Consider the following 22,899-nt stretch of genomic DNA (forward strand, 5'->3'; position numbering starts at 1 on the left):
AACGGCCTGAACCGCGCCACCTGTATCCGCTACTCCGACGTGTATTGGTCGCGTCCCTGCTGAGCGGTGAACGACTTGCTGACCACTTGCTCGCCCACCTGAACTCGCCATTGGTAGCGCCCAGGTCCAAGCTGGAGAGGAGGAATGCTGACGCTGAATGCCGCATCGATCAGCGTTTCTGCCGCAAGCTCGGGCGGCTGCCCTATCTCGAGATCGCCGCTATGAACGATCGGCGTCCGCTCGCCATCCGGCTTGGTCACCTGAACCGGCTGACCGTTCTCATCACAGAGTTGGAGCCGAAGTGGAATCTTCTGGTTCGCGCGATCCCGCGGGATGCCCATCAGCACGACGACAGCATGTGGCGCGATAGGCGCTCCGGTTACGGACCAACCGGCGCCGAGCATGTGCACCTTGCCGCTCGGATCAGAGACAGCCGCATCACACAAGATGAGCTGGATATCGATAGGTGCGGCCATCAGCAGACGTTGACCAGTACGGAGCCGCTCGTCCTGGTCTCCCCGACCGTGGGCGTCCCCACGATCGTCAGGTGCTCGTTGAACCCACGATCGGGCCTGCGGGTCACCCGCTTCTCGCCACGCTCGAACGCCTCAAGGATGTCTTGGACGGGTTCGTCCTCTTCGTAGAAATCGTTGGCGCTCATGTACGTCATGATGCCCTCCAGAGCATGCTTGAGACCAGCGACGATCAGATCGGGTACGCGCTGCCGAGGTTGTAGACATCACCGTCAAGTTCAGTGGCGGGATAGAGGACGACCAGCGTCGTCATCCCCCGTATGCGCACCTGCACCAGGGCTCGGACGCCACGCTCCGGATGATGGTGCCAGGTGTACACCAGTCCCTCACGGCACACCACCGCGTCCCTTACCTCAAGGGCGCTCAGTCCATGGCGATTCTGGATCTTCTCTGCGGTCTTTGCACTGACATTCAGCCATGCAACCCACAGCTCCTCCCTCATGCCGCTCCGCCTGTCCGGGCACTACTGTGCGTGTCCGTACCATTGCGCTACATGATGATTCGCCACGAAGATCGTTCGCATTGAGACGGCCACATCGGGCCGCGAGCAGAAGCGTCCCGGCGGAAAGACTCCACATACCGCCGACCTGCAAGCCGCTCGTCCGGAGCCGTCGTCGCCGCTCGGGATCAGCCTAGGCGAGGGCGACGAGGTGGTAGCAGCGGAAGCAGGTGCGTTCGTCCAGGCTGACTTCGCCGCAGTCCACCCGATACAAGCCCGGCTCGATCTCGACGCTGATCGCCTCCGCATCCATCTCGCCCCGCGCCTGGTCGATCCGTACCTCTGCTCCAGGCGCCGCGGCGTCGAGAAGCACCATCGGCCCGCCGACGTCCACGATCGGCCCTTGCTCCCAGACGACGTCGCGCAGGTCCGACACCGCCTGCTCCACGTCAGCATCGGAATCGGCGTACATCCACTGCACGAAGAGCCGCTCGAAGAACGTGGTCCGCGCAGGCTCATCCCAGACAATCAATGCCGACCGGTCTTTTCCAAATCTGATGACCCCGAAGCTTTCAACCGCGCATGCCGCGTCGTAATCGGCGCCGTTCACGCCGGTCCACTCGTGCAACGCCTCCGCAGGCACGAGTGCCAGCGGTCCGCCCGAGGAGTCCACCCAGATCCGCACGTCCCGTCCTTTCCCACACCGCTGAAATCCGCTTGGTCCCCAACACCCACCCGGGCATCATGGTCGCCATGCCGGAACTCATCGACCCGACCAGCAAACTGAGGACATCGTTCGTGGCCGCGGTGAAAGAGTTCCGCGCCGACCAGGATTATCCGGTGCCGTGGTTCGTCGAGGACGTCGACCCGCAGGCTCTCGTGGATCCGGCGGCTTTCGAGGCGTACACCGTGCGCGTCATCAACGAGCGGACCGCATCGGGCGTACGTCCCGGATTCGTGCCGATGACCACCCTGTGGTGGGCCGACGGCGAGCGATTCCTCGGAAGAATGGCCATCCGTCACCACCTCACTCCGGCTCTGGAGAAGTGGGGCGGTCACATCGGCTATGACGTCCGGCCCAGCGCACGCCGCCAGGGCCACGCGACGGCCATGCTGGCCGCGGCGCTCCCGATCGCGAAAAGCCTGGGCATTTCCCAGGCGCTGGTCATGTGCGACAAGACCAATGTCGCCTCCCGCCGGGTCATCGAAGCCAACGGCGGGCAATTGATCAACGTCACCGACCAGAAGCGCCGCTATTGGGTCCCGACCGCTTAGAACGGCCAGCCGGCGTCGCCCCCGGCCTCCAGCAAAGGAATCAACGCGAACATGGAGTCGGAGAAACCGCCGAACTCGTGCCGGTTCCCCCGCCCGGTCGGCATCGCGGCGTACCGATAACCCTGAAGGTTGAAGCCGTACATGGGGACATGCTCAGGTGCGGCCGACGTGACGCCGCGCCCGATGGAGCGGGTCATGGTCTGCATGTCCGACAGGATGACGACGCGATCATGCCCTCGGTACGTGCTCCGCACGGCCTCCGCGATCCGCGTACCGTGCCCGACCGCTCCGATTCGCCGGCAGAACCGCCGCATCTCCGCCAGCACCGAGCCATCCGCAGGAACGGGGTGCTCGAAGACCCCGTCGGCGAAGCCGTACAGATCCACTTGTGAGCCCCGGACGGCGAGCGTGACGCCGAACAGCGCCGCCGCCTGCACCGGCGAGACCGACGAACGCGCCGCGACCGCCCCCGACGTCATGGACGCGGACGTGTCGACAAGGACGAGCGTCCGCCCCTTGAACGACGGCACGTTCGAGGTCGCCAGCGTGAGCGCCCGGTCCAGCGTGGCCCCCCATCGCGACGACGAGGACGCCCGGTACGCGGAGTAGAACCGGAACGGCAGCTGCCGCGACCTGGCCACCTCGTCCGGGTCCGCGAGCTTCGCCATGATCTGTTCGGCGACGGCGTCGCTGATGCCGGCCGCGTCGAAGTTGCGCAGGTTACGGAGCAGGGCCATGTACCCCATGCTCGGGATGATCGCCTCCCACACCTGCGCGTCCAGGGGCCCCTGGAGCCATCCGGCGAGCGCTTCCCAGGTCATGCCCGCCTCGGCGAGCGTCGCCGCGGGCCGGCCCTGGGTGAGGAGCGCGCGCCGCTCGGCGACGGGGATCGACATCAGGTATGCGCGCCGCCGCAGCATCGCCAGCGAGTCGGGAAGGGCGTTGTCCCGGTTGTGACGCCGGTCGAGGGCATGTCGGAAAAGGTCCCCCTGCCATGGCTTGTCCGGGTGTGGAGCCGGGTGGACGAGGTCGATGACGTCCCCGAAGCGGTACGGCTGGGAGGCGGTGTCGTACTTGAGCAGGTTGCGCTCGGTGTAGAGCCGCTGGACGGCGTCCGCGATGCCGCGCTTGACCGGCTTCGGGATGGATCGTCCGTACGTGGAGGTCCAGTATACGAGCGCTTCCCCCGGCTCGTCCGCACGCTGGAGCACGCCGTCGACGAGCCCTCGGTTCAGCCCATGCCGCCCCGCGGCGAGCCGCGCCCTGACCGCTTCGAGCGCGGCGACGAGCGACGCGGAGCGCATGTTCGCCTCAGAGCGCAGCCACGGCAGGAACCGGGCCAGCCACTCACCGTCCTCGACGGCCACCCGGTGGACCAGCCGCCGGAACCGGCCGTCGCGATCACCGGCCTGCTCGTAATAGGTGTCCTCGCCGACCATGTTCGAGACCGCGATGAGGAAGAGCGCGCTCTTGGGGTCGCGTACGTAGCCGGAGGCGCCCTCGTACGTGCCGGAGGACGGCTCCCGCTCCGTCACGACGGGAGACGTGCCACGATCGAGCACCACGAAAGGCCTCCCGAACGTAGCCCGAGGTCAGGAGAACGTGCCCGAGATCAAAGCGGCGAAGCGTCACGACCGATGCTCTGCCATCTGAGCTACCGAGGCCGAAGCCTGCGGGCAGGACTCGAACCTGCGACACACGGGAGAAGAATTCCTCGCCTGCGCACCGGGCACGTTCCCGGAGATCCTATCCCGCTACTTCCTCAGCCAGAGCATGTAGAACGGGCTGTCCCAGCGGCAGTCGTATTCCTTGTAGTTCTCCATGATCAGCTTGGCCGTCCCCGCCTGAACGCAGGTCGTCAGCGTCCGGAAGCCCTGGTACGGGAACCAGCCGGCAGCCGCGGCGCTGGCCGGGGCGGCGGTGAGGGTTCCGGTGGCGAGAGCGCCGGCCATGGCCATGGTCACGCCGAAACGTGCGGCTTTGCGTCGCATGACATCGTCCTTCCTCTATGGGCGACACACGCGCCGCCCGTACGGATGACCTCACGCTACGGCTTGTCGATCTAGAAAATCCCCACTTATGGATCTTGTCGGAAAACTATGGATCATGAGCGGACGGCGCGCAGGGGCAGCTCGGCCAGGGCGTTGCGGCTGTTACTGGCGGGAGCGGCGAGCCGACGACCCCTCATACGCCTTGCCGGTTGGAGCCACCTGCTCTTCGTCGCTCGGCTCAGCCCGCGATCCCGCATGTCAACGGCGGCCTCAACGCGTCGTAGGCGCACCTCGAAAGCCGTATGGTGACGCCCGCCAGAAGCGCGCAACAGACCAGCATCACCAGAACCACCCCGATGCCGACAAGCGCAAGAATCCTCCCGGAGGAGGCACCGAAAAGTCGCCGGCCGTTATGCCCAACGCAGTGAGCGCGCCTCCACCCATCAGGGCGAACACCAACATCAGCCCAGCCCGGATGGAAACAGCTAACAACCTCTTAGCATGCATGCGCGGTGACCCCAGTCGGCTCTCGCAGAACATCTGCCTCGCTGACGGAGTGCTGTATCGGCCTACCTCCACGATGAGCAAGACCGTAGTGCCGGGTCAGGGACATGGACCTCGGCGCTCGCCCCTGAAGCGGCCGTGAAGATCCCGGTCCCGCAAAGGGAACACGGGAAGGCAGGTTAATGGCACGAAGCCCCGTTCCCATGATCGGAGACGGGGCTGATGTCACAGGTGGGCGGTACTGGGTTCGAACCAGTGACCCCTCGCTTGTAAGTCGCCTCACAGCCAGGTGGGATGGCTGGTCGAACGGCCTCTCACCTGGACCTTCATACCGTGGAAGATCACCAGCGTCCACGGCCGTCCACGGCGGTTGTCACTCAGTTGGTCACTCAGACTTCGAGCGCTTCGCCCGTTCGGCCTCGATCTCCTTGCGCTCTTCAGGCGTGGTCACGAAGCTGCCCATGCCGGGCTCCGTACGAATCAGCCCGTCCGCGCGAAGGGCGCGCATGACCTTCTGGCCGGTGGCGTTGGCGATGCCGAACTCCTCGATGAGATCGATCAAGGACGGAATGCGCTCCCCCGCCTTGTACTCGCCCGTGCGGATGCGCTCGGCGATGATCGCGTGCACCTGCCGCCACCTGGGCTGATTCGCCTTCAACTCCACCATTGCAGCAACGCTAGGGATGCATACCGCGCCATGGCGATGGACAGCGCGCCAGGTGCGCTATAGCGCGCTATAGCTTGGTGAGCCTATGATGCCGCCATGACACCAGCTCAGAACCTCCGTGGCATCGCCATCGGTGAGTGCGCAAGCCGTCACGTACGCACGCTGCGAAAAGATCATCAACGCATAGAGTGGGCGCCACCCTGCGACGCCCTCGAACGACCTCGCCCGCTGGCCTGGACCTGCTCGTGCAAGGCCACGGTGTATGAGCTGTGCTCCAGCGGAGCCAGAGGCTTCATCCGGCGCACCGTCCAGCACGACAGCGGGCATGTGGTGCACGAGACGCACACGATGTCGATCAACGACGCATGGACTCTCTGGGCGGCCCTGCTGGACGGAGCCGCCCGGTAAGCCACCGAACTGCGGCTCACCCGCCATGGCAGCCCAGACGTGAAACGCATCGGGCTGCCATCACTACCCCTCATGTATGCATGCCGATCACTCCCACCACCTCGTACGCCGTCGACTCACCGCGTAGCGGCAGCGGGCCGGGGACGGAGCGTCAAGCCCGGCTTCGCGTGTACGTTGGCCGGTCGCCGTTCCTCGGTCATGTGTTGTCCTGCGGTCAGAGCCGGGCTTGATGCGGAGGAGCCGGGCTGCTGGGCTTGCCTGAGTCGATGGCGTGCGAGGTGGTCCCCCACCTCGGGGCCGGAGCGCTCCCGCCGGAGGCACGAGGGTTGAAGAGTCCCCCTCTTCTGGTGAGTGGAGCGGCCGGCGCCCATGCGAAGCACCCGGAGGGCCGCGAAGCGGTGGGGGCCGGCGGCGGAACGTCGGCGACGGCGCGGAGGTCGGCCGGGGAAGGTGTACGGCGGTGCGGCGGCCGTGCGGCGGTACGGCCCGAGCCGCTGCCGCCCGGGACCGGCCCCCAGGCCGCACGCCCGGGCGGCGGGCGGGCGCGGGGCCGTGCGCACGGCGCGGAGCGCCGTCGCCTTGAACCAGTAAAGAAACTCTGAGCCAGACCGACGCCCGGTGGGCCGTCTAGATCACGAGGTCTATGCCGTTGTCGCTGAGTTCCTGTGGCGTGAAGTCGTCGTCAGGGTCGTCGGCGAGTTCGCGGTGGTAGCCGATCTCGTAGCGGTTGGCGGGGGCCTTGACCTCGGTGACCTCGATGGGGTGGCCGTTGGGGTGCGCCATGGTGCGGCGGATGATGAGGACGGCTTCGGCGTAGTCCATACCGAGTGCGGCGCGTTCGTCTTCGTAGGCGATGCGGGCGGTGGTGAGGGTCATCCAGCGGACGGGGCCGTGTTCGCGGATGAGCGACTGGTAGAAGAAGCCGGGCCGCTTGCGGTATTGGGCGTGGCGCTTGGGGTCGTCATAGTCGGGGAGCATGTCGGCGTTGGTGTAGGAGTTGATCTCCAGGCGGGCTGATGCGCCGTGGATGGCGGCGGTGTGGCCGCGGTGCCACATGCTGCGGCGGTGGATGACCGGGTGGCCGGGGCGGACGCCGAGCATGATCGCGACGTCTCGGCTGGCGATGGTCTTCTCGCCGGTGAACAGTGGGGTCTCGTGGTCGCGTTGGGCGAGGTCCCAGCCGAAGGCTTGGACGTCGGGGTGGTTGCCGGGGGCGGCGAGGTCGGGCCGGTCTCGGTCGGTGATGACGATGGCGCGGCGTTCGGGCATGGGGCGGACGAAGGAGCCGCGTCCGCGCATGACGTAGGCGAGCCCTTCGGAGACCAGCGTTTCAATGGCCTTGCGGACGGTGGGTCGGGAGACGTCGTACTTGCGGACGAGTTCGGGTTCGCTGGGCAGTGCGCCGCCGGGTGGATAGCGGCCGTCGAGGATGGCGCCTCTTAGGTCTGAGGCGATGACGCGCCAGAGGGCGTCCTTGTCGTCGGTGCTGGTCTCCATGGTTGGCCTTCCTCGGTAAAGCTTTCAGGACTACTTGTACTACAGGTTGACCACCAAGCGCGATGTCTGTCAACCTGTACTACAGGTAGTCCAACAGAGGAGGTGGTGCCCTATGAGCAAGGAGGAAGAGTCACTAGGTTCCGACTGGATGGCCGACCTGACCCGCCTGATCAACGCACCGGGCTATGGACGCTGGAAGTCCATGGTCACGGCGATCGGCGGATGCGCCCACCCAGTACACCTGGCCGGACAATCGATGATCGTCAACGCGAGCACCGGCGAGATCCTGCACGCCTACACAACAGACGGTGAGCCCTCAGGACATCTCCTGGTGGCCTGCGGGAACCGGCGGGCCTCGGTCTGCCCGGCCTGCTCCCAGACCTACCAGGCCGACACGTTCCACCTGATCCGGGCAGGACTGTCAGGAGGCAAAGGCGTGCCCGAGACCGTCAGCACGCACCCCCGGGCATTCGTCACCCTGACCGCGCCCTCCTTCGGTCCCGTCCACTCCCACCGCGACGGCCGTCGCTGCCGTCCCCGCAACCGCGACAGGGTGTGCGAGCACGGGCGGCCGGTCGGCTGCCACCTCCGGCACGAGCCCCAGGACGACCGGCTCGGCCAGCCGATCTGCCCCGACTGCTACGACTACACCGGCGCGGTGCTGTGGCAGGCGCACGCGGGCGCGCTGTGGCACCGCTTCACCCTCGCCATCCGCCAAGAGCTGGCCCGCCAGAGCGGGATGACCCGTCGCGGCTTCGCCGAGCACGCCAAGGTGTCCTTCGCCAAGGTCGCCGAATACCAGCGGCGCGGCCTGATCCACTTCCACGCCGTCATCCGCCTCGACGGACCCGCCGGACCTGCCCAGCCGCCACCCGACTGGGCAGACCACCACCTGCTCACCCAGGCCATCCCACCCGCCGTCCACCAGGTCACCGTCACCACACCACCGAGCGACCTCGGCAGATGGACCCTCACCTGGGGCGACCAGCTCGACATCCGCCCCATCCTGCTCGACCCCGACGCCGACGGGCTCAGCGAACGAGCCGTCGCCTCCTACATCGCCAAGTACGCCACCAAGGGCGCCGAAGCCTCCGGCACCATCGACCACCGCCTGTCCTGCCGATCCTGCGCCGGACGCGGGCGGCTCAGCCCGATGACAACCTGCGGGCACTGCCACGGCAGCGGCCTCAAACCCGGCCTGAACCTCGACGCCCTGCCCGTCACCGACCACGCCCGACGCATGATCCGTACCTGCTGGTACCTCGGCGCACGTCCCGAGTTCCGCGCACTACGCCTCCGCCCCTGGGCGCACATGCTCGGCTTTCGCGGCCACTTCTCCAGCAAGAGCCGCGCCTACTCACTCAAGCTCACCGACCTGCGCAACGCCCGCGCAGCACACCGCGCCGCCGAAGCCCGCGAGCGCCACGGCCTGCCCGCCCTCGACGACACCACCACCCTCGTCCTCGGTCACTGGCGATTCACCGGAATCGGCCACACCCCAGGCGAAGCGATCATGGCCGAACACATCCGCCACCGCGTCCAGACCGCCCGCCAGATCGCGGCAGAACAGGCGGATGCATGACCCCACCCCTACCCGCCCACGACCGGCGGCTCTACCGCGTCTGCGAAGCCATGCACCTGCTCAGCCTCAGCCGCAGCGTGATCTACGAACTCATCCGCTCAGGACGGCTCCGCTCCGTCACCCAAGGGCGCACACGCCTCATCCCCGCCTCAGCCATTGAGGACTACATCGCACTACTCGAACAGGAGGCATCATGACCGAACGACGCAGCCGGGGCGACGGCGGCCTGCACTGGGACGACAAACGGCAACGCTGGATCGCCTCGGTGACGGTCGGCTACACCCCGGCCGGCAAACGCATCGTCAAGAAGGCCAGCGGCAAGACCAAGACCGAAGCCAAGGCCAAGCTCAAAGAGATCATCCGCGACTACGAAGACGGCCTGGCAATCGCGCCGACCAACTACACCGTGGCCGACGCGGTGCGCTACTGGCTGGAACACGGCCTCGGTGGGAGGTCGGACGCCACGGTGAAGATGTACATCACCTACGCCGACAAGCACGTGATCCCTGCCCTCGGCGCTCGCAAGCTGCGCGACCTCTCGGTGGAGGACGTGGACAAGTGGCTCACCAGTAAGACCGGTGACCTGGGCACCCGGTCGCTGAAGCTGATCCACGGCATCCTCAACCGGTCGGTCAAGAGCGCCATGCGCCGTGACAAGGTGAAGCGGAACGTCGTGGATCTGTGCGACATCCCGGAGGGGCGCGCCGGTCGTCCGTCCAAGGCCCTGACGCTGGCCCAAGCTCTCGCCGTTCTCGCCCAGGCGGAGAAGAGCAACGAGCGCATACGGGCCTACATCGTCTTGTCCCTGCTGACCGGGGCTCGTACGGAGGAACTGCGGGCACTGCTCTGGTCGCACGTCGTGGCGTACGACGAGAGCCGTGAAGCCTGGCTGCCGGTGGCAGAGGCGGGCTGGGAGCACACCGACTTCGCGGTCTACGTCTGGCGATCCGTCCGGCAGAAGGGCGACACCAAGACGGTGAAGTCCCGCCGGTCACTCAAGCTCCCCCAGCGCTGCGTGGACGCGTTGCGCCTCCTCAAGGAAGCGCAGGACCTCGCGAGGGAGAAGGCGGGCAACCGATGGCAGGACACCGACCTCGTGTTCTGCACGCGAACGGGCACACCCGTCACGGCTCACAACGTACGGCGTGACTTCCGCAAGGTCGTCGTGGCGGCGGGGCTCACCGAACGAAAGTGGTCACCTCGCGAGCTACGCCACAGCTTTGTGTCCGTGCTGTCAGACTCCGGTGTCCCCATCGAGGACATCTCGCGCCTGGTGGGCCACTCCAACACGGTGGTCACCGAGACGGTCTACCGGCACCAGATCCGGCCCGTGATCATGCAGGGAGCTGCGGCGATGGACAAGATCTTCGGGAGTTAGTCACTCACTTAGTCACTCAGTCGCCGTTTTCAAGATCAAAGATCGTGTGTTTTCGCAGGTGGGCGGTACTGGGTTCGAACCAGTGACCCCTCGCTTGTAAGGCGAGTGCTCTACCGCTGAGCTAACCGCCCCTGATCGGCACTACACCTTACGACACCAACGGGCCCGATCGCACATCCACCACCCACCCGGGCCCCAGCTCGGGGCGGCCGGCGGCGCGCCAGCCCAGGAGGGCGGCGCCGAGCATGCCGGCGTCCACGCCGAGTGCGGCGGGGACGAGCGGGGGCGCCTCGCGGAAGGCCAGGCGCTTGATCAGGCGCGTGCGTACGGGGTCGAACAGGGCGGGGCCGGCTTCGGCGAGGCCGCCGCCGAGGACGATGACGGACGGGTCCAAGAGCAGCGTGTACGTGGCCAGCGCCAGCGACAGCGCCTCCACGGCCTCGTCCCATACCTCGATGGCGATGGGGTCGTCGGAGGAGACCACCTGCTCGGCCTTGACGCCCTCCACGCCGGCTCGCTGGCTGTAGCGGCGCCCGACGGAGGCCGCCGACGCGTACGTCTCCAGGCAGCCGAACTGCCCGCACGCGCACTGTTCACCGTCGGGGAAGACGGGGGTGTGGCCGATCTCGCCCGCCCAGCCGGCGGCGCCGCCGTACGGTTCGCCGTTGATGATCGAGGCGCCGGCGATGCCCGTGCCGATGGGGAGGAAGAGGAAGTCGGAGACGCCGCGGCCCGAGCCGAGGATGCTCTCCGCCAGGCCCCCGGTGCGTACGTCGTGCCCGAGCATGACCGGGATGTCCAGGGTGGTGAAGTCCGTGGCGGGGACGTCGCGCCAGCCCAGGTTCGTCGCGTATACGGCGGTGCTCTCCGTCACCAGCCCCGGTACGGCGAGCCCGACGCCTGCGGGGATGCCGTCGCCCGATCCGGCCAGGTGGCTGATGAAGTCGGAGATCGCGGCCACGACCGCCTCCGGTCCCTCGGTCCGAGGGGTGGGGCGCCGCTCGCTCAGCAGCACCGCGCCGGACTCGCTGACCAGGCCGCCCTTCATGGACGTGCCACCGACGTCAAGCGCGACGACGAACGAACTCATTGCGGACACGGAAGGAGACGATAGCGCAGCTCAGCAAATGTCCGGAAAGGGCGTCCGGCCCCAGGCACAAGATCAGCACGTGAACGCGACATCGATCGGCCGCCGACCACGACCTTGATCAACCAGCCAAACCGCGGCCCGTGCCAGGGGGCCGTGGCAGGGGGCCGTGCCAGGGGGCCGTGCCAGGGGGCCGTGCCAGGGGGCCGCGGCAGAGGTCCGCGGCAGAGGTCCGCGGCAGAGGTCCGCGGCAGAGGTCCGCGGCAGAGGTCCGCGGCAGAGGTCCGCGGCAAGAATCAGTAGCAAGGGTCCGTGGCAGAGGTCCGTGGCAGGGGTTCACGACCTGCCCGGAGCCCGGGGGCAGGGCGTCCCAGACATCTTGGGTGCGGCGTCCCAGACACGATCAAGCTGAGGCGCGCATCCCGTTCAAGACGCCCCAGATCATCACACAGCCCCGCGAACCCAAGTGAAGCACCCCAAGTCCGCCACACACCCGCAACCCCGCACAAGCCCCCTCAGGCCCGCCCAAGGACCCGGTTGAGCGCCGCCTCCACCTCGGCCGACAACCCTGGCGGTGCGGCGACGGCGGGTGGGTGGATGGGGTCGGTGGACGAGCGGGCCATCCAGACGGCGCCGCATCCCCGGCACTCCACCTCGCCCAGCCGGCAGAACAGTGCCGTGGACCCGCATGTCGAGCAGGAGTCGAGGTCGAGGTCGTGCAGCCGCTGACAGTCAGGGCAGATGAGCACCTGGGACTCGTGGCGCACCCCGCGCTGCCACGGGCTGGCTCCGCGCACCGGGTCCGTCTGCCGGGCCCCGCACCGGAAGCAGGGCATCGTTTCCTCCGAAGTCGGCGATGTCCTTGAACGTCATACGATATCGGCGAGTGCCTTGACATAGTCGGCGACGTCACGTGCTGAGGAGATCGGATTGACCACCGACCACCGGATCACGCCCTCGCCGTCGATGATGAAGGTCCCCCGCTGCGCGAGCCCCTTCGCCTCATCGAACACACCGTACGCCTGCGCGACCTGTCCGTGTGGCCAGAAATCAGACAGCAGGGAGAACGTGTAACCCTCGCGATCCGCCCACGCGCGGTGGGTGAAGACCGAGTCGACGGACACGGTCAGCAACCGCGCGCCCTCGATGGGCTGATCGCGCAGGGCGGACAGCTCGCTGCCGCAGATGCCGCTGAACGCCAGCGGATAGAAGACCAGCACGACCTTCTCGCCCCGGAACTGTCGCAGGCTCACCGGGGTGCCGTGCTGGTCCTGTAGCTCGAAATGAGGAGCCTGGGCGCCGACCTCGGCAGGATGTGCGTTCACAGGTCCATCCTGCCGTACGGCACGCGCTCGGGACTCCTACCGGCGGCTGCCCTTCGGCGGGACGAGCCTGGTCCCGGACCAGTCGGGTGCGGCGGAGATGCTGCTCGTCTGCGAGAGACCCGCGGTAGCGGCATCCTCCCCGATGTCGCTCGGCTCCACGTGGCCATCGCGCCCGGCCTTGGGAGTCAGCAGCCAGATCTGGCCGCCGTCGGCGAGTGCTCGCATGGCGTTGGTCAGAGCGTCGAAGAGGTCGCCGTCACCGTCGCGCCACCACAGCAGCACCACGTCGACGACGTCATCACTGTCCTCATCCAGCAGCTCGTTGCCGGTCAGGTCTTCGATGGAGTCGCGAAGCTCGTCGTCGACGTCCTCGTCCCAACCGATCTCCTGCACCACCTGACCCGGCTTGAGGCCGAGTCGTTCGGCCAGGCCGCGCTCGCCCTGCGCCTGACCCGCGGTCGCGCTCACGTTTATCCCTCCTGCTTGAGTGGCCCCGCTTATGCGGTTTATCGCTTCGGCACAGTCCACACGCTGTGACCCTCAGTCGTCAACGGTCGCCACGGGTACGGCCCTGGTCGGCCAGAATCAATCAGACAAAAACGACAGCCGAACCTGGCGTTGCGGGTTGTCGACGTTCAGGTCGATCAAGGCGACCGACTGCCACGTGCCCAGTGCCATTCGCCCGCGCAGCACGGGGATCGTGGCGTACGGCGGGATCAGTGCGGGCATCACGTGGGACCTGCCGTGACCTCGCGAACCGTGGGCATGACGCCATCGATCGTCGGCGGGCAGCAGGTCGCGCAGCGCGGCCAGCAGGTCGTCGTCGCTGCCCGAGCCCAGCTCCAGCAGCGCGACCCCGGCCGTGGCGTGGGGCACGAAGACGTGCAGCAGCCCGTCGCCGCCCTGACCGCGTACGAATTCGGCGCATTCGGCCGTGATGTCGTGCACGGTCTCCCGGGAACCGGTGGCCACAGCGATGATTTCAGATCTCACGCGAAAATCTTACTGATGCACCACCACGGCATCGGGCCCGGGAAAGACCAGGCAGGTGTGCCCGTCGTCGTACTGGACCCGGTACGGGGGCGCGCCGTCCACGCCCTGGACCTCAGTGATTACGCCACTCCTGTCACTTTCGCCCACGGTATTGCCATGTACCAGGAGCCGATCGCCAACCGTCGCATTCATACCTCTCACATTGGTACGCGGAATGCCGTACGAAAAGTGAGATTCCTAAGTTTTGCCGGGTCTGGAGAGCGCTCCAGAATCATGACCGGATCGTTACGGTGCATGGAGCGGACGTCGCCACCGCGAGAGCGACGGTTGGGAGCCCCGATCGGCGGCGACGCGCCCGGGCGGTGGGGCACCGGACAGAGGGGTGCGAAGAGCCTCCAGGGCACACCGGCGCAAGGCCCCCACGGCGCAAGAAAGAACGCGGCGGGCAGCCCGGGAACAGGCCGAAGCCGCCGCCCGCTCGCGCCGAAAGCCGGCGCATGATCCGCGTGGGTCACCTGAACCAAGAGCGGTCCGGCCAGGAGCGGCCGGCGGACGGCCGCGATCCCGGCCTGAGCGCCCGGCCGACCTGGCCGGATAGACTCGCCCGCCGCGAGTGAGAAGCCTCCCCTGAGGGGGAGGCTAAGGCTACGGAGGAGACATCGCGGAAGCAGCCGGGAATCGAGCGAAATTTCGTTGGTTTTCTGGTCTTGTTAAATTGCTTGCGGGATGTAACCTTTGGTGGCGATTCGTCCTACCATCGGTGGTCTAGGCCATCAGGGGCGGCCCTGCCAGCAGGGACACTCTGGTTACTGGCTAGTAGAGATGCGTTTTCTCCGGCTAGAGACCAGGATGGAAGGCGACCCAGACCAGACATCAGTCCATCTCGGAAGGCGAGACCCAGTGGCTTCCGGACGCCAGCGATTCTCGATCATCAGCGACGGCCTACCCAGCCAGCTGCCTGATGTCGATCCCAGCGAGACCAACGAGTGGCTCGAGTCTCTCGACAACGTCGTCAAGACCGAGGGCCGCACCAGAGCCCGCTATCTCATGCTGCGCATGCTGGAGCGGGCCCGCGAGCACCAGGTCGGCGTGCCGGGCCTGCGCAGCACCGACTACATCAACACCATCCCGCCGGAGCGCGAGCCCTGGTTCCCGGGTGACGAGCACGTCGAGCGCCGCATCCGTGCCTACATCCGCTGGAACGCGGCGGTCATGGTGTCGCGAGCCAACGCCCGCACCAACGTCGGCGGCCACATCGCCACCTACGCCTCGGCCGCCTCCCTCTATGAGGTGGGCTTCAACCACTTCTTCCGCGGCAAGGACCACGGCGAATCCGGCGACCAGGTCTTCTTCCAGGGTCACGCGGCCCCGGGCATCTACGCGCGCGCGTTCCTCGAGGGCCGGCTCAACGAGGCCCAGCTCGACGCGTTCCGCCAGGAGCTGTCGCACGGCTTCCACGGACTGCCCTCCTACCCGCACCCGCGGCTCATGCCCGACTTCTGGGAGTTCCCGACGGTGTCGATGGGTCTCGGCCCGATCGGCGCGATCTACCAGGCGCGGTTCAACCGCTACCTGTTCAACCGCCAGGTCAAGGACACCAGCCGCAGCCACGTCTGGGCCTTCCTCGGCGACGGCGAGATGGACGAGCCCGAGTCGCTGGGCGCGATCGGCCTGGCCGCGCGCGAGGAACTCGACAACCTCACGTTCGTGATCAACTGCAACCTGCAGCGGCTGGACGGCCCGGTACGCGGCAACGGCAAGATCATCCAGGAGCTGGAGTCGTACTTCCGCGGCGCCGGCTGGAACGTGATCAAGGTCGTCTGGGGCCGCGACTGGGACCCGCTGCTGGCGGCCGACGTCGACGGCGTGCTGGTCAACCAGATGAACACGACCCCCGACGGCCAGTTCCAGACCTACTCGGTCGAGTCGGGCGCCTACATCCGCGACCACTTCTTCGGCTCCGACCCGCGCCTGCGCAAGATGGTCGAGCACCTCACCGACGACGACATCCGCAAGCTGTCGCGCGGCGGCCACGACTACCGCAAGGTCTACGCCGCGTTCAAGGCGGCCCGCGAGCACGTCGGCCAGCCGACGGTGATCCTCGCCCAGACCATCAAGGGCTGGACGCTGGGCAAGGACTTCGAGGCGCGCAACGCCACCCACCAGATGAAGAAGCTCACCAAGGCCGAGCTCAAGGAGTTCAGGGACCGGCTCTACCTGCCGATCCCCGACTCCGCGCTGGAGGGCGACCTGCCTCCTTACTTCCACCCGGGCGAGAACGACCCCGAGATCCAGTACATGAAGGAGCGCCGCGCGGCGCTCGGCGGCGTGCTGCCCAAGCGGGTCATCCGCGCCAAGCCGGTCAAGCTGCCCGGCGACGAGGTCTACGCCACCTTCCAGAAGGGCTCGGGCAAGCAGCAGGTCGCCACCACGATGGCGTTCGTGCGGCTGCTGAAGGACCTCATGCGCGACAAGGAGATCGGCCACCGCTTCGTGCCGATCATCCCCGACGAGGCCCGTACGTTCGGCATGGACGCCATGTTCCCGACGGCCAAGATCTATTCGCCCCACGGGCAGACGTACGAGGCCGTCGACAGGGAGCTGCTGCTGTCGTACAAGGAGGCGACGCAGGGGCAGATCCTGCACGAGGGCATCAGCGAGTCGGGCTCGATGGCCTCGGCGATCGCGGCCGGCACCTCCTACGCCACGCACGGCGAGCACATGATCCCGATCTACATCTTCTACTCGATGTTCGGGTTCCAGCGCACCGGCGACCAGATGTGGCAGATGGGCGACCAGATGGGCCGCGGCTTCCTGCTGGGCGCCACCGCGGGCCGCACCACGCTCAACGGCGAGGGCCTGCAGCACGAGGACGGCCACACGCCGCTCATCGCCTCGACGAACCCGGCCGTCGTCGCCTACGACCCGTCGTGGGCGTTCGAGGTGGCCCACATCGTCAAGGACGGCCTCAGGCGCATGTACGGCGACCAGCCCGAGGACGTCTTCTACTACCTGACCGTCTACAACGAGCCCTACCTGCAGCCGGCCCAGCCGGCCGACATCGACGTGCAGGGCCTGCTCAAGGGCCTGTACAAGTTCGCCGACGGCCCGGAGACGCAGGGGCCCAAGGCCAACATCCTGTCCTCCGGCGTGGCGGGCCCGTGGGCCGTGGAGGCGCAGCGGCTGCTGGCCGAGCACTGGGGCGTGTCCGCCACGCTGTGGTCGGCGACATCGTGGTCGGAGCTGCGCCGCGAGGCGCTGGCGTGCGACGAGCACAACCTGCTCAACCCCGACGCCGAGCGCCGCGTCCCCTACGTCACGCAGGCGCTGTCCCAGGCGCAGGGCCCGTTCGTGGGCGTCAGCGACTACATGAAGGCCGTGCAGGACCAGATCGCGCAGTGGGTGCCGGGTGACTGGTCCTCGCTGGGCACCGACGGGTTCGGCCTGTCCGACACCCGCTCGGCGCTGCGCCGCCACTTCCACGTCGACGCCGCCTCGATCACGCTGGCCGTGCTGAGCAGCCTGGTCAAGCGGGGCGAGCTCGACGGCGAGGTGCTGCGCGAGGCCATCGCCCGCTACCACCTCAAGAACGGCGTCACCGAGGCGGGCGGCGCGGAGAGCAACGACACCCAGTCGATGGGCGTCTGACCCGACCGAGATACGGCGCTCCCGCGAAGATCTTCGCGGGAGCGCCGTCATATCAGGCCGTCCCGGCCGCCGGGCATCTGAGGCGGCAGGTTCAGGAGGGGGTACGTGCCGCCTCACTCACCATTGGTGCACGTTGCCGTATTGTGGGCACTACTTCCCCCTGAAGAGATGTGAGGGGAAGTTTCGTCATGCGTCGCGTTATAGCCGCCGCCCTGGTCCTGGCGGCCGCCGGCTGCTCCACCGCACCCGCCCAGCCGGCCTCGGAGGCCCTCGACGGCGCGAGCCCCGGGCCCGCCGCATCAGGGTCGATCGCCTGGGGGCCGTGCACCGACATCAAGCGTCCCGACGGCGAGCCGCCCGCCCGCCAGGACGCCTCCGTCCGGTGCGGCAAGCTCGCGGTGCCCCTCGACTACGCCAAGCCGGACGGCGAGAAGATCGACCTGGCGCTCATCAAGCTGCCCGCCACCGGCAAGGCGAAGAAGCTCGGCTCGATGGTGTTCAACTTCGGCGGGCCAGGGGCCTCCGGCGTCGACACGCTCGACCAGGCCGCCAAGGCGCTGACCGCGCTGCGCGCCCGCTACGACCTGATCAGCTTCGACCCCCGCGGCGTCGAGCGCAGCTCCGGCGTGCGCTGCGGCGACGGCGCCGAGATGGACAGGTTCACCTCGCTCAACACGCTGCCGGCCGACGCGCAGACGCACCAGGCGGCCGAGGCGGCCAACAAGGAGTTCGCCGCCCTCTGCCAGGAGCACTCCGGCAAGATCCTGCCCTACGTCGGCACCGTGAACGCCGCCCGCGACATGGACCGCATCCGCGAGGCCGTCGGCGACCCCAAGCTCAACTACGTCGGCATGTCGTACGGCACCCAGCTCGGCGGCGTCTACGCCACCCTGTTCCCGAAGAACGTCGGCCGCATGGTGCTCGACGCGCCGCTCGACCCGACGGTCACGTTCGAGCAGCGCACACTGGCCCAGACGCGCGGCTTCCAGCAGGCGTACGAGAGCTTCCTCAAGGCGTGCGTGAAGGAGGGCAGCTGCGCGGTCGGCAAGACGCCCGAGGAGGCCAACGCGAACGTGGCCCGGCTGATGAACCAGCTGACCACCAAGCCGCTGCAGGTGGGCGGCCGCGCGCTGACCCAGGGCCTGGCCTCCACCGGCGTGGCCGCCGCGCTCTACTCGGAGCTGACCTGGCCGTTCCTTGAGCAGGCGCTGGGCGAGGCGCTCAAGGGGCGGGGCGAGGCGCTGATGTACCTCGCCGACTCCTACACCGGGCGCGACCAGAACGGCAACTACTCCACGCAGATGACCAGCTTCCCCGCCATCACCTGCGTCGACACCGCCGAGCGGCCCGACGAGGCGACGCTGCGCCGCACGGAGGCGGCGGCGCTGAAGATCTCGCCGCTGTTCGGCAGCGAGGGCTCGGGCGGGCTGTGCCGGGTCTGGCCGGCCAAGGGCAGCGACGAGGCCAGGCACGTGGACGCCACCGGCTCCGCGCCGATCCTGGTGGTGGGCGGCAAGGGCGACCCGGCCACGCCGTACCAGTGGGCGCCCAAGCTGACGGCCCAGCTCAAGACCGCGACGCTGGTGACGTACGAGGGCGAGGGGCACGGGGCGTACCTGTCGGGCAGCAAGTGCGTGCAGGGGATCGTGGACGCGTACCTGATCGACGGCAAGATGCCGCAGAAGGGCACGACTTGCCCGGCGGCCTAATGTAGATCGCGTGACTGACTACCTCGCGAAGATCGAAGCCGAGACGACCAGGCTGGCGGCGCTGTCGGGGGATCTGTCGGTGCCGGTGCCGACCTGTCCTGGCTGGACGATCGCCGACCTGGTCACCCACGTCGGGCGGCTGCACCGCTGGACCGCGCACGTGCTGGGCAACCAGGCGCAGGAGCGGATCTGGTCGTTCCAGGTGCCGACCGGCCTGCCGGAGGGCGTCCCCGGCGACGCGGCGTGGCTGACGGCGGGGGCCGGCGAGATGCTGGAGACGCTGCGCGCCACCGATCCCTCGACGCCCGTGTGGTCGTGGGGGCCGGAGAAGCGGGCCTCGTGGTGGCCGCGCCGGATGTTCTTCGAGCTGCTGATCCACCGGGTGGACGCCGAGCTCGCGCTCGGCGTCGACCCGGAGATCCCGGCGGAGACCGCGATCGACGGCATCGAAGAGCTGCTGCACAACCTGCCGTCCGCCAGGTGGGTCACCAAGCCGCTGGCCGAGCTCGGCCTGGAGGGGGCCACGATCCACCTCCACGCGAGCGACGCCGACGGCGAGTGGACCATCACGCAGGGCCCCGCCGGGACGTTCACCTGGGAGCGCGGGCACGCCAAGGGCGACGTGGCCGTGCGCGGCCCGGTCGCCGAGCTGCTGCTGGTGCTCTACGGCCGCCGCTCACCCGCCGCGGTGACCGTGCACGGCGACCAGGACCTCCTCGACCGCTGGCTGTCGGCCGCCTCCCTTTGAGCACCGCCCTGCTCCCTGACCGCCGTCTCCGAGCACCGTCTCCGAGCACCGTCTCCGAGCACCGTCTCCGAGCCCCAACTCTGAGCCCCGACTCTGAGCACCGTCCGATCGCCGCGAGCGCAAGGGCCCTGGACGCGCCGCCGCTCGGCGATCGGCGGCGGGTCCAGGGCGACGGGTGACCCGCCCCGCGCAGGCGGGGCGGCCCGCTCGCCGGGACCGGGATCTCGCGGGGAAGGCGCTCTCTCCGGCCGGCGAGCGGATGATCACCTGGGATGGAAGATCATGCGCCCTTCGTTGTTCGAACACCACAAGCATGTATCCCTATGGCGACAACCCCCTGTCGGTGTTTTCGAAAAAACTCTCGGATAAGTCAGTCGAGCACCGTGCCGTGCACGACCATCTCGGGCACGTCGGTGGCGAAGCCCTCAAGGGGCCGGTCGGGGCAGCGCTCGGCGGTGACGGCGGCGGCCGCGATGCGATCGAGGCGGAAGACGCGTACGTCGTCGCGCAGCCGGCACCACGCCACGAGATACCAGAACCCGCCGCGCCCGCCCAGGAACACACCAGGCTCGACGTCGCGCGAGGTCAGCGCCCCCTTGGCGTCGGCGTAGTCGAGCCTGAGCACCCGGCGGCGCAGCAGCGCCTCCTCGATGGCCCTGGAGATGCCCTCGCCGCCCATCGGCCGGACGTCCGGCTCGTCCTGCGGGCGCGCGAGCTGCACGCGCCTGGCCAGCTCTCTGGCCAGCTCGCCCTCGGCGCCCGGCATGGCGGCCACCACCTTGCGTAACGCGCTGCGCGCCTGGCGGCCGAACGGCTGGTCGCCGGCCCGGCTGAGCGCCACCGCGATGGCCACCGCCTCGGTCGGCGTGAAGTTGAGCGGAGGCAGGGATGCCTTCCTGTCGATCGCGTAGCCGCCCCTGCGACCCGGCTCGGCGTAGATCGGCACGCCCGACTCCTGCAACGCGGTGATGTCGCGCTCGATCGTGCGTACGCTCACCTCGAACCGCGCGGCCAGCTCGCGGGCGGAGCGGCAGCGTGGCGCGATGGCGCGCAGGTCTTCGACGAGCGCGTAGAGCCGGTCGGTACGGTTCACAAGCGGAACGCTACGCGCCGCCACCGACAATCGCGGGCCGCGCGGCAGCTCCGCGACACCCACCTAACCGCGCCGCCACAGGGATCTCACGCCCGCGTGACCACCCCCGGGACCCCGGAGAAAAGCGGAACGACCTTACAGGCGGCATGCGAGCCGTGCTCGCCTTTCCGCCACGTGACGATCCGCGGTTCTTCCCGTCAGCCGAGCAGTCAGCCGAGCAGTCAGCCGACTGGTCGGCCGACCGGTCAGCCGCGCAGCCAGCCGACCGATCAGCCGCGCGAGCAGCCGGCCGGTCATCCCGCGCAGTCAGCCGCGCGTCCAGTCGAGCAGCCGGTCGAGCGGCCAGGTGTTGACGATCCTGTCCGCCTCGATCCCGCACCTCGCGGCCCGCTCGCAGCCGTTGCGCTGCCAGTCGAGCTGCCCCGGCGCGTGCGCGTCGGAGTCGATCGCGAACAGGCAGCCCGTCTCGTACGCCAGCCGCATCAGCCGCTTGGGCGGGTCGAGCCGATCGGGCCTGGAGTTGATCTCGACCGCCACCGAGAACCGCCGGCACGCCTCGAAGACCAGCTCCGCCTCGAACTCCGACTCGGGACGCTTCACCCCTCGCTTGCCGCCCGCCCGCACGACGCGGCCCGTGCAGTGGCCGAGCACGTCCACGCGAGGGTCGGCGATGGCGGTGACCATGCGGCGGGTCATGTCCTCCGCGCCCATGCGCAGCTTGGAGTGCACGCTGGCGACCACCACGTCCAGCCGGTCGAGCAGCTCGGGCTGCTGGTCGAGCGAGCCGTCGAGGTTCACGTCCACCTCGATGCCGGTCAGGATCCTGAACGGCGCCAGCCGCTCGTTCAGCGCGGCCACCTCGTCGAGCTGGCGCTCCAGCCGCTCGGCCGACAGCCCCTTGGCCACGGTCAGCCGCGGTGAGTGGTCGGTCAGAGCCAGGTAGTCGTGCCCGAGCGCGATCGCCGCCCGCGCCATCTCCTCGATCGGCGAGCCGCCGTCCGACCAGTCGGAGTGGCTGTGCAGGTCGCCCTTGAGCGCCGCGCGCAGCTCCGCGGTCTCCGCGTCGAGCTCCGTGCCGGCAGTCGCCCGCATTCGCCGCAAATAAGTTGGAACCTCACCCATAAGGCTTTCGTTAACCACAAGGGCGGTGACCTTCCCGATGCCGGGCAGATCACCGAGCCCGCCGTCACGGGCCAGACGGGCGAGTTCTCCGGGGGACAGCTCATCGATCACCGCGGCGGCGCGGCGAAAGGCACGCACGCGGTACGGGGGCTCATCCGCGCGCTCGAGCAGAAAGGCGATCTCGCGCAGGGCCTCGACCGGATCCATGCGTCCAGTCCTACCCCAGGAGAGCGGCGACCGGGAGCACCAACCCTGATCAGGGCAAATCGGCCAGGGACCATTGATCAGGGCCGAGGGCCGCCGCTAGTCTGATCGGCCCAGGAAAGCAGGAGTTTCATGCCACACCCGTCGCAGGCGCCGAAGCAACCGCCGCGCAAATCGTCCAAGATCGTTCCGCTGGCGGTCCTCGGTGTCCTCTCGGTGATGGTCGTGGGTTATTGCGCGGCGGTCGACGACGACGAGGAGGTCACGGCCGACTGCGTCCTGCTGGGCAGCCCGACCGGCAGCGGCGACTTCCCCGCCACACCGACCCCCACACCGACCGGCACTGACAGCGCCACCCCGACCGCCACCCCGACCGCCACCCCGACCGCCACCGACTCCCCGACCGCCTCCCCGACCCCGACCAGCAGCCCCACGGCCACGAGCACTTCCTCCGACGGCTCCTACCAGGTCGTGGACGACTCCAACTGCGACGACGACAGCCGCTCCTCCTCCACCGGCGGCCACTACTACGGCGGCTCCCACGGCGCCTACGTCTGGTACTACGGCGGCCACCGCGTCGGCACCCGCGTACGCGGCGGCACCACGCTCAAGCCCTCCGACGTCAACATCAGCAGCAGGAGCGGCAAGTCGATCCAGCGCGGCGGCTTCGGCCGCGGCTGGAGCGGCGGGAGCTGA

Annotated in this window: 24 protein-coding genes and 1 tRNA gene; 8 read left to right on the forward strand and 17 right to left on the reverse strand. The window is 68.4% G+C overall.

Annotated features, from left to right (window positions below):
* Window positions 1-29: 29 nt before the first annotated feature.
* From ACFFR3_RS26670 to ACFFR3_RS26685, 4 genes are all read right to left on the reverse strand, one after another.
* The gene (locus ACFFR3_RS26670) at window positions 30-476 is read right to left on the reverse strand and encodes a DUF6941 family protein (protein ID WP_345387608.1); all 447 of its coding nucleotides are present in this window, start codon (window positions 474-476) and stop codon (window positions 30-32) included.
* On the reverse strand, window positions 476-661 hold the full coding sequence (locus ACFFR3_RS26675; protein WP_345387610.1) for a hypothetical protein: 186 nt from the start codon (window positions 659-661) through the stop codon (window positions 476-478). Before ACFFR3_RS26675 ends, ACFFR3_RS26670 begins: the two co-directional genes overlap by 1 nt.
* Before the next feature lie 44 nt (window positions 662-705).
* Window positions 706-975, reverse strand: coding sequence for a hypothetical protein (locus ACFFR3_RS26680; protein WP_355413216.1), 270 nt, complete (start codon window positions 973-975; stop codon window positions 706-708).
* A 190-nt stretch (window positions 976-1,165) separates the two neighbouring features.
* A complete protein-coding gene (locus ACFFR3_RS26685; protein ID WP_364363411.1) occupies window positions 1,166-1,657 on the reverse strand; it encodes an Imm21 family immunity protein in 492 nt (163 codons plus the stop codon).
* A 68-nt stretch (window positions 1,658-1,725) separates the two neighbouring features.
* On the opposite strand from ACFFR3_RS26685, the gene ACFFR3_RS26690 reads away from it, so the two are divergent.
* The gene (locus ACFFR3_RS26690; protein ID WP_345387616.1) at window positions 1,726-2,247 is read left to right on the forward strand and encodes a GNAT family N-acetyltransferase; all 522 of its coding nucleotides are present in this window, start codon (window positions 1,726-1,728) and stop codon (window positions 2,245-2,247) included.
* Here the strand turns inward: ACFFR3_RS26690 and ACFFR3_RS26695 are convergent.
* From ACFFR3_RS26695 to ACFFR3_RS26710, 4 genes are all read right to left on the reverse strand, one after another.
* Window positions 2,244-3,812, reverse strand: a complete 1,569-nt coding sequence (locus ACFFR3_RS26695) for a TROVE domain-containing protein (RefSeq protein WP_345387618.1) — start codon at window positions 3,810-3,812, stop codon at window positions 2,244-2,246. The two genes, ACFFR3_RS26690 and ACFFR3_RS26695, sit on opposite strands and share 4 nt — an antisense overlap.
* A 189-nt stretch (window positions 3,813-4,001) precedes the next feature.
* On the reverse strand, window positions 4,002-4,238 hold the full coding sequence (locus ACFFR3_RS26700) for a hypothetical protein (RefSeq protein WP_345387620.1): 237 nt from the start codon (window positions 4,236-4,238) through the stop codon (window positions 4,002-4,004).
* 889 nt (window positions 4,239-5,127) lie between these two features.
* Window positions 5,128-5,370 carry a GntR family transcriptional regulator gene (locus tag ACFFR3_RS26705; RefSeq protein ID WP_379484029.1) on the reverse strand — a complete coding sequence of 81 codons (243 nt, stop codon included), beginning with the start codon at window positions 5,368-5,370 and terminating at the stop codon, window positions 5,128-5,130.
* A 1,074-nt stretch (window positions 5,371-6,444) separates the two neighbouring features.
* Window positions 6,445-7,314, reverse strand: a complete 870-nt coding sequence (locus ACFFR3_RS26710) for a GntR family transcriptional regulator (protein ID WP_379484030.1) — start codon at window positions 7,312-7,314, stop codon at window positions 6,445-6,447.
* Between the two features lie 112 nt (window positions 7,315-7,426).
* Between ACFFR3_RS26710 and ACFFR3_RS26715 the strand changes: the two genes are divergently transcribed.
* From ACFFR3_RS26715 to ACFFR3_RS26725, 3 genes are read left to right on the forward strand one after another with little or no spacing between them, the layout of a single operon-like run.
* Entirely contained in the window at window positions 7,427-8,896 is a 1,470-nt protein-coding gene (locus tag ACFFR3_RS26715) for a replication initiator (RefSeq protein ID WP_345387628.1), read from the forward strand.
* A complete protein-coding gene (locus ACFFR3_RS26720) occupies window positions 8,893-9,093 on the forward strand; it encodes a helix-turn-helix domain-containing protein (protein ID WP_345387630.1) in 201 nt (66 codons plus the stop codon). Before ACFFR3_RS26715 ends, ACFFR3_RS26720 begins: the two co-directional genes overlap by 4 nt.
* Complete coding sequence (locus ACFFR3_RS26725) at window positions 9,090-10,274, forward strand: site-specific integrase (RefSeq protein WP_345387632.1); 1,185 nt, start codon at window positions 9,090-9,092, stop codon at window positions 10,272-10,274. The genes ACFFR3_RS26720 and ACFFR3_RS26725 overlap by 4 nt, the downstream gene beginning before the upstream one ends.
* A gap of 59 nt (window positions 10,275-10,333) precedes the next feature.
* Here ACFFR3_RS26725 and ACFFR3_RS26730 read toward each other — a convergent pair.
* The 7 genes from ACFFR3_RS26730 to ACFFR3_RS26760 all read right to left on the reverse strand — a co-directional run bounded on the left by ACFFR3_RS26730 (window position 10,334) and on the right by ACFFR3_RS26760 (window position 13,871).
* Window positions 10,334-10,405: transfer RNA gene (locus ACFFR3_RS26730), tRNA-Val, on the reverse strand.
* A 17-nt stretch (window positions 10,406-10,422) separates the two neighbouring features.
* Window positions 10,423-11,364, reverse strand: coding sequence for an ROK family protein (locus ACFFR3_RS26735; protein ID WP_364363392.1), 942 nt, complete (start codon window positions 11,362-11,364; stop codon window positions 10,423-10,425).
* 512 nt (window positions 11,365-11,876) lie between these two features.
* Complete coding sequence (locus ACFFR3_RS26740) at window positions 11,877-12,158, reverse strand: hypothetical protein (RefSeq protein ID WP_345387636.1); 282 nt, start codon at window positions 12,156-12,158, stop codon at window positions 11,877-11,879.
* A gap of 72 nt (window positions 12,159-12,230) precedes the next feature.
* On the reverse strand, window positions 12,231-12,686 hold the full coding sequence (locus tag ACFFR3_RS26745; protein WP_345387638.1) for a peroxiredoxin: 456 nt from the start codon (window positions 12,684-12,686) through the stop codon (window positions 12,231-12,233).
* Window positions 12,687-12,722: 36 nt separating this feature from the next.
* On the reverse strand, window positions 12,723-13,154 hold the full coding sequence (locus ACFFR3_RS26750; protein ID WP_345387640.1) for a DUF3052 domain-containing protein: 432 nt from the start codon (window positions 13,152-13,154) through the stop codon (window positions 12,723-12,725).
* 117 nt (window positions 13,155-13,271) lie between these two features.
* On the reverse strand, window positions 13,272-13,679 hold the full coding sequence (locus tag ACFFR3_RS26755) for a secondary thiamine-phosphate synthase enzyme YjbQ (protein WP_364363387.1): 408 nt from the start codon (window positions 13,677-13,679) through the stop codon (window positions 13,272-13,274).
* 9 nt (window positions 13,680-13,688) lie between these two features.
* Complete coding sequence (locus tag ACFFR3_RS26760) at window positions 13,689-13,871, reverse strand: DUF1918 domain-containing protein (RefSeq protein WP_345387644.1); 183 nt, start codon at window positions 13,869-13,871, stop codon at window positions 13,689-13,691.
* A 708-nt stretch (window positions 13,872-14,579) separates the two neighbouring features.
* Between ACFFR3_RS26760 and aceE the strand changes: the two genes are divergently transcribed.
* From aceE to ACFFR3_RS26775, 3 genes are all read left to right on the forward strand, one after another.
* Complete coding sequence (gene aceE / locus ACFFR3_RS26765; RefSeq protein WP_364363384.1) at window positions 14,580-17,327, forward strand: pyruvate dehydrogenase (acetyl-transferring), homodimeric type; 2,748 nt, start codon at window positions 14,580-14,582, stop codon at window positions 17,325-17,327.
* Window positions 17,328-17,515: 188 nt separating this feature from the next.
* A complete protein-coding gene (locus ACFFR3_RS26770; RefSeq protein ID WP_364363381.1) occupies window positions 17,516-19,036 on the forward strand; it encodes an alpha/beta hydrolase in 1,521 nt (506 codons plus the stop codon).
* 10 nt (window positions 19,037-19,046) lie between these two features.
* Entirely contained in the window at window positions 19,047-19,784 is a 738-nt protein-coding gene (locus ACFFR3_RS26775) for a maleylpyruvate isomerase family mycothiol-dependent enzyme (protein WP_379484031.1), read from the forward strand.
* 370 nt (window positions 19,785-20,154) lie between these two features.
* On the opposite strand, the gene ACFFR3_RS26780 is transcribed toward ACFFR3_RS26775, so the two are convergent.
* Window positions 20,155-20,877: a helix-turn-helix transcriptional regulator gene (locus ACFFR3_RS26780; protein ID WP_345387650.1), complete on the reverse strand. Its 723-nt coding sequence runs from the start codon at window positions 20,875-20,877 to the stop codon at window positions 20,155-20,157.
* Window positions 20,878-21,183: 306 nt separating this feature from the next.
* Window positions 21,184-22,206, reverse strand: coding sequence for a PHP domain-containing protein (locus ACFFR3_RS26790; protein ID WP_364363375.1), 1,023 nt, complete (start codon window positions 22,204-22,206; stop codon window positions 21,184-21,186).
* Between the two features lie 129 nt (window positions 22,207-22,335).
* Here ACFFR3_RS26790 and ACFFR3_RS26795 point away from each other — a divergent pair, with 129 nt between their 5' ends.
* Window positions 22,336-22,899: a hypothetical protein gene (locus tag ACFFR3_RS26795; protein WP_379484032.1), complete on the forward strand. Its 564-nt coding sequence runs from the start codon at window positions 22,336-22,338 to the stop codon at window positions 22,897-22,899.

This window comes from Nonomuraea salmonea (assembly GCF_042428605.1).
In the GTDB taxonomy this organism is placed as follows: domain Bacteria; phylum Actinomycetota; class Actinomycetes; order Streptosporangiales; family Streptosporangiaceae; genus Nonomuraea; species Nonomuraea salmonea.

What these genes read in the sequence shown, in the direction of transcription:
- ACFFR3_RS26735 (WP_364363392.1), bottom strand. Translation starts at nt 11,364, where the DNA reads ATGAGTTCGTTCGTCGTCGCGCTTGACGTCGGTGGCACGTCCATGAAG.
- ACFFR3_RS26715 (WP_345387628.1), top strand. Translation starts at nt 7,427, where the DNA reads ATGAGCAAGGAGGAAGAGTCACTAGGTTCCGACTGGATGGCCGACCTG.
- ACFFR3_RS26690 (WP_345387616.1), top strand. Translation starts at nt 1,726, where the DNA reads ATGCCGGAACTCATCGACCCGACCAGCAAACTGAGGACATCGTTCGTG.
- ACFFR3_RS26680 (WP_355413216.1), bottom strand. Translation starts at nt 975, where the DNA reads ATGAGGGAGGAGCTGTGGGTTGCATGGCTGAATGTCAGTGCAAAGACC.
- ACFFR3_RS26770 (WP_364363381.1), top strand. Translation starts at nt 17,516, where the DNA reads ATGCGTCGCGTTATAGCCGCCGCCCTGGTCCTGGCGGCCGCCGGCTGC.
- ACFFR3_RS26760 (WP_345387644.1), bottom strand. Translation starts at nt 13,871, where the DNA reads ATGAATGCGACGGTTGGCGATCGGCTCCTGGTACATGGCAATACCGTG.
- ACFFR3_RS26670 (WP_345387608.1), bottom strand. Translation starts at nt 476, where the DNA reads ATGGCCGCACCTATCGATATCCAGCTCATCTTGTGTGATGCGGCTGTC.
- ACFFR3_RS26790 (WP_364363375.1), bottom strand. Translation starts at nt 22,206, where the DNA reads ATGGATCCGGTCGAGGCCCTGCGCGAGATCGCCTTTCTGCTCGAGCGC.
- ACFFR3_RS26720 (WP_345387630.1), top strand. Translation starts at nt 8,893, where the DNA reads ATGACCCCACCCCTACCCGCCCACGACCGGCGGCTCTACCGCGTCTGC.
- ACFFR3_RS26795 (WP_379484032.1), top strand. Translation starts at nt 22,336, where the DNA reads ATGCCACACCCGTCGCAGGCGCCGAAGCAACCGCCGCGCAAATCGTCC.
- ACFFR3_RS26675 (WP_345387610.1), bottom strand. Translation starts at nt 661, where the DNA reads ATGAGCGCCAACGATTTCTACGAAGAGGACGAACCCGTCCAAGACATC.
- ACFFR3_RS26700 (WP_345387620.1), bottom strand. Translation starts at nt 4,238, where the DNA reads ATGCGACGCAAAGCCGCACGTTTCGGCGTGACCATGGCCATGGCCGGC.
- ACFFR3_RS26710 (WP_379484030.1), bottom strand. Translation starts at nt 7,314, where the DNA reads ATGGAGACCAGCACCGACGACAAGGACGCCCTCTGGCGCGTCATCGCC.
- ACFFR3_RS26725 (WP_345387632.1), top strand. Translation starts at nt 9,090, where the DNA reads ATGACCGAACGACGCAGCCGGGGCGACGGCGGCCTGCACTGGGACGAC.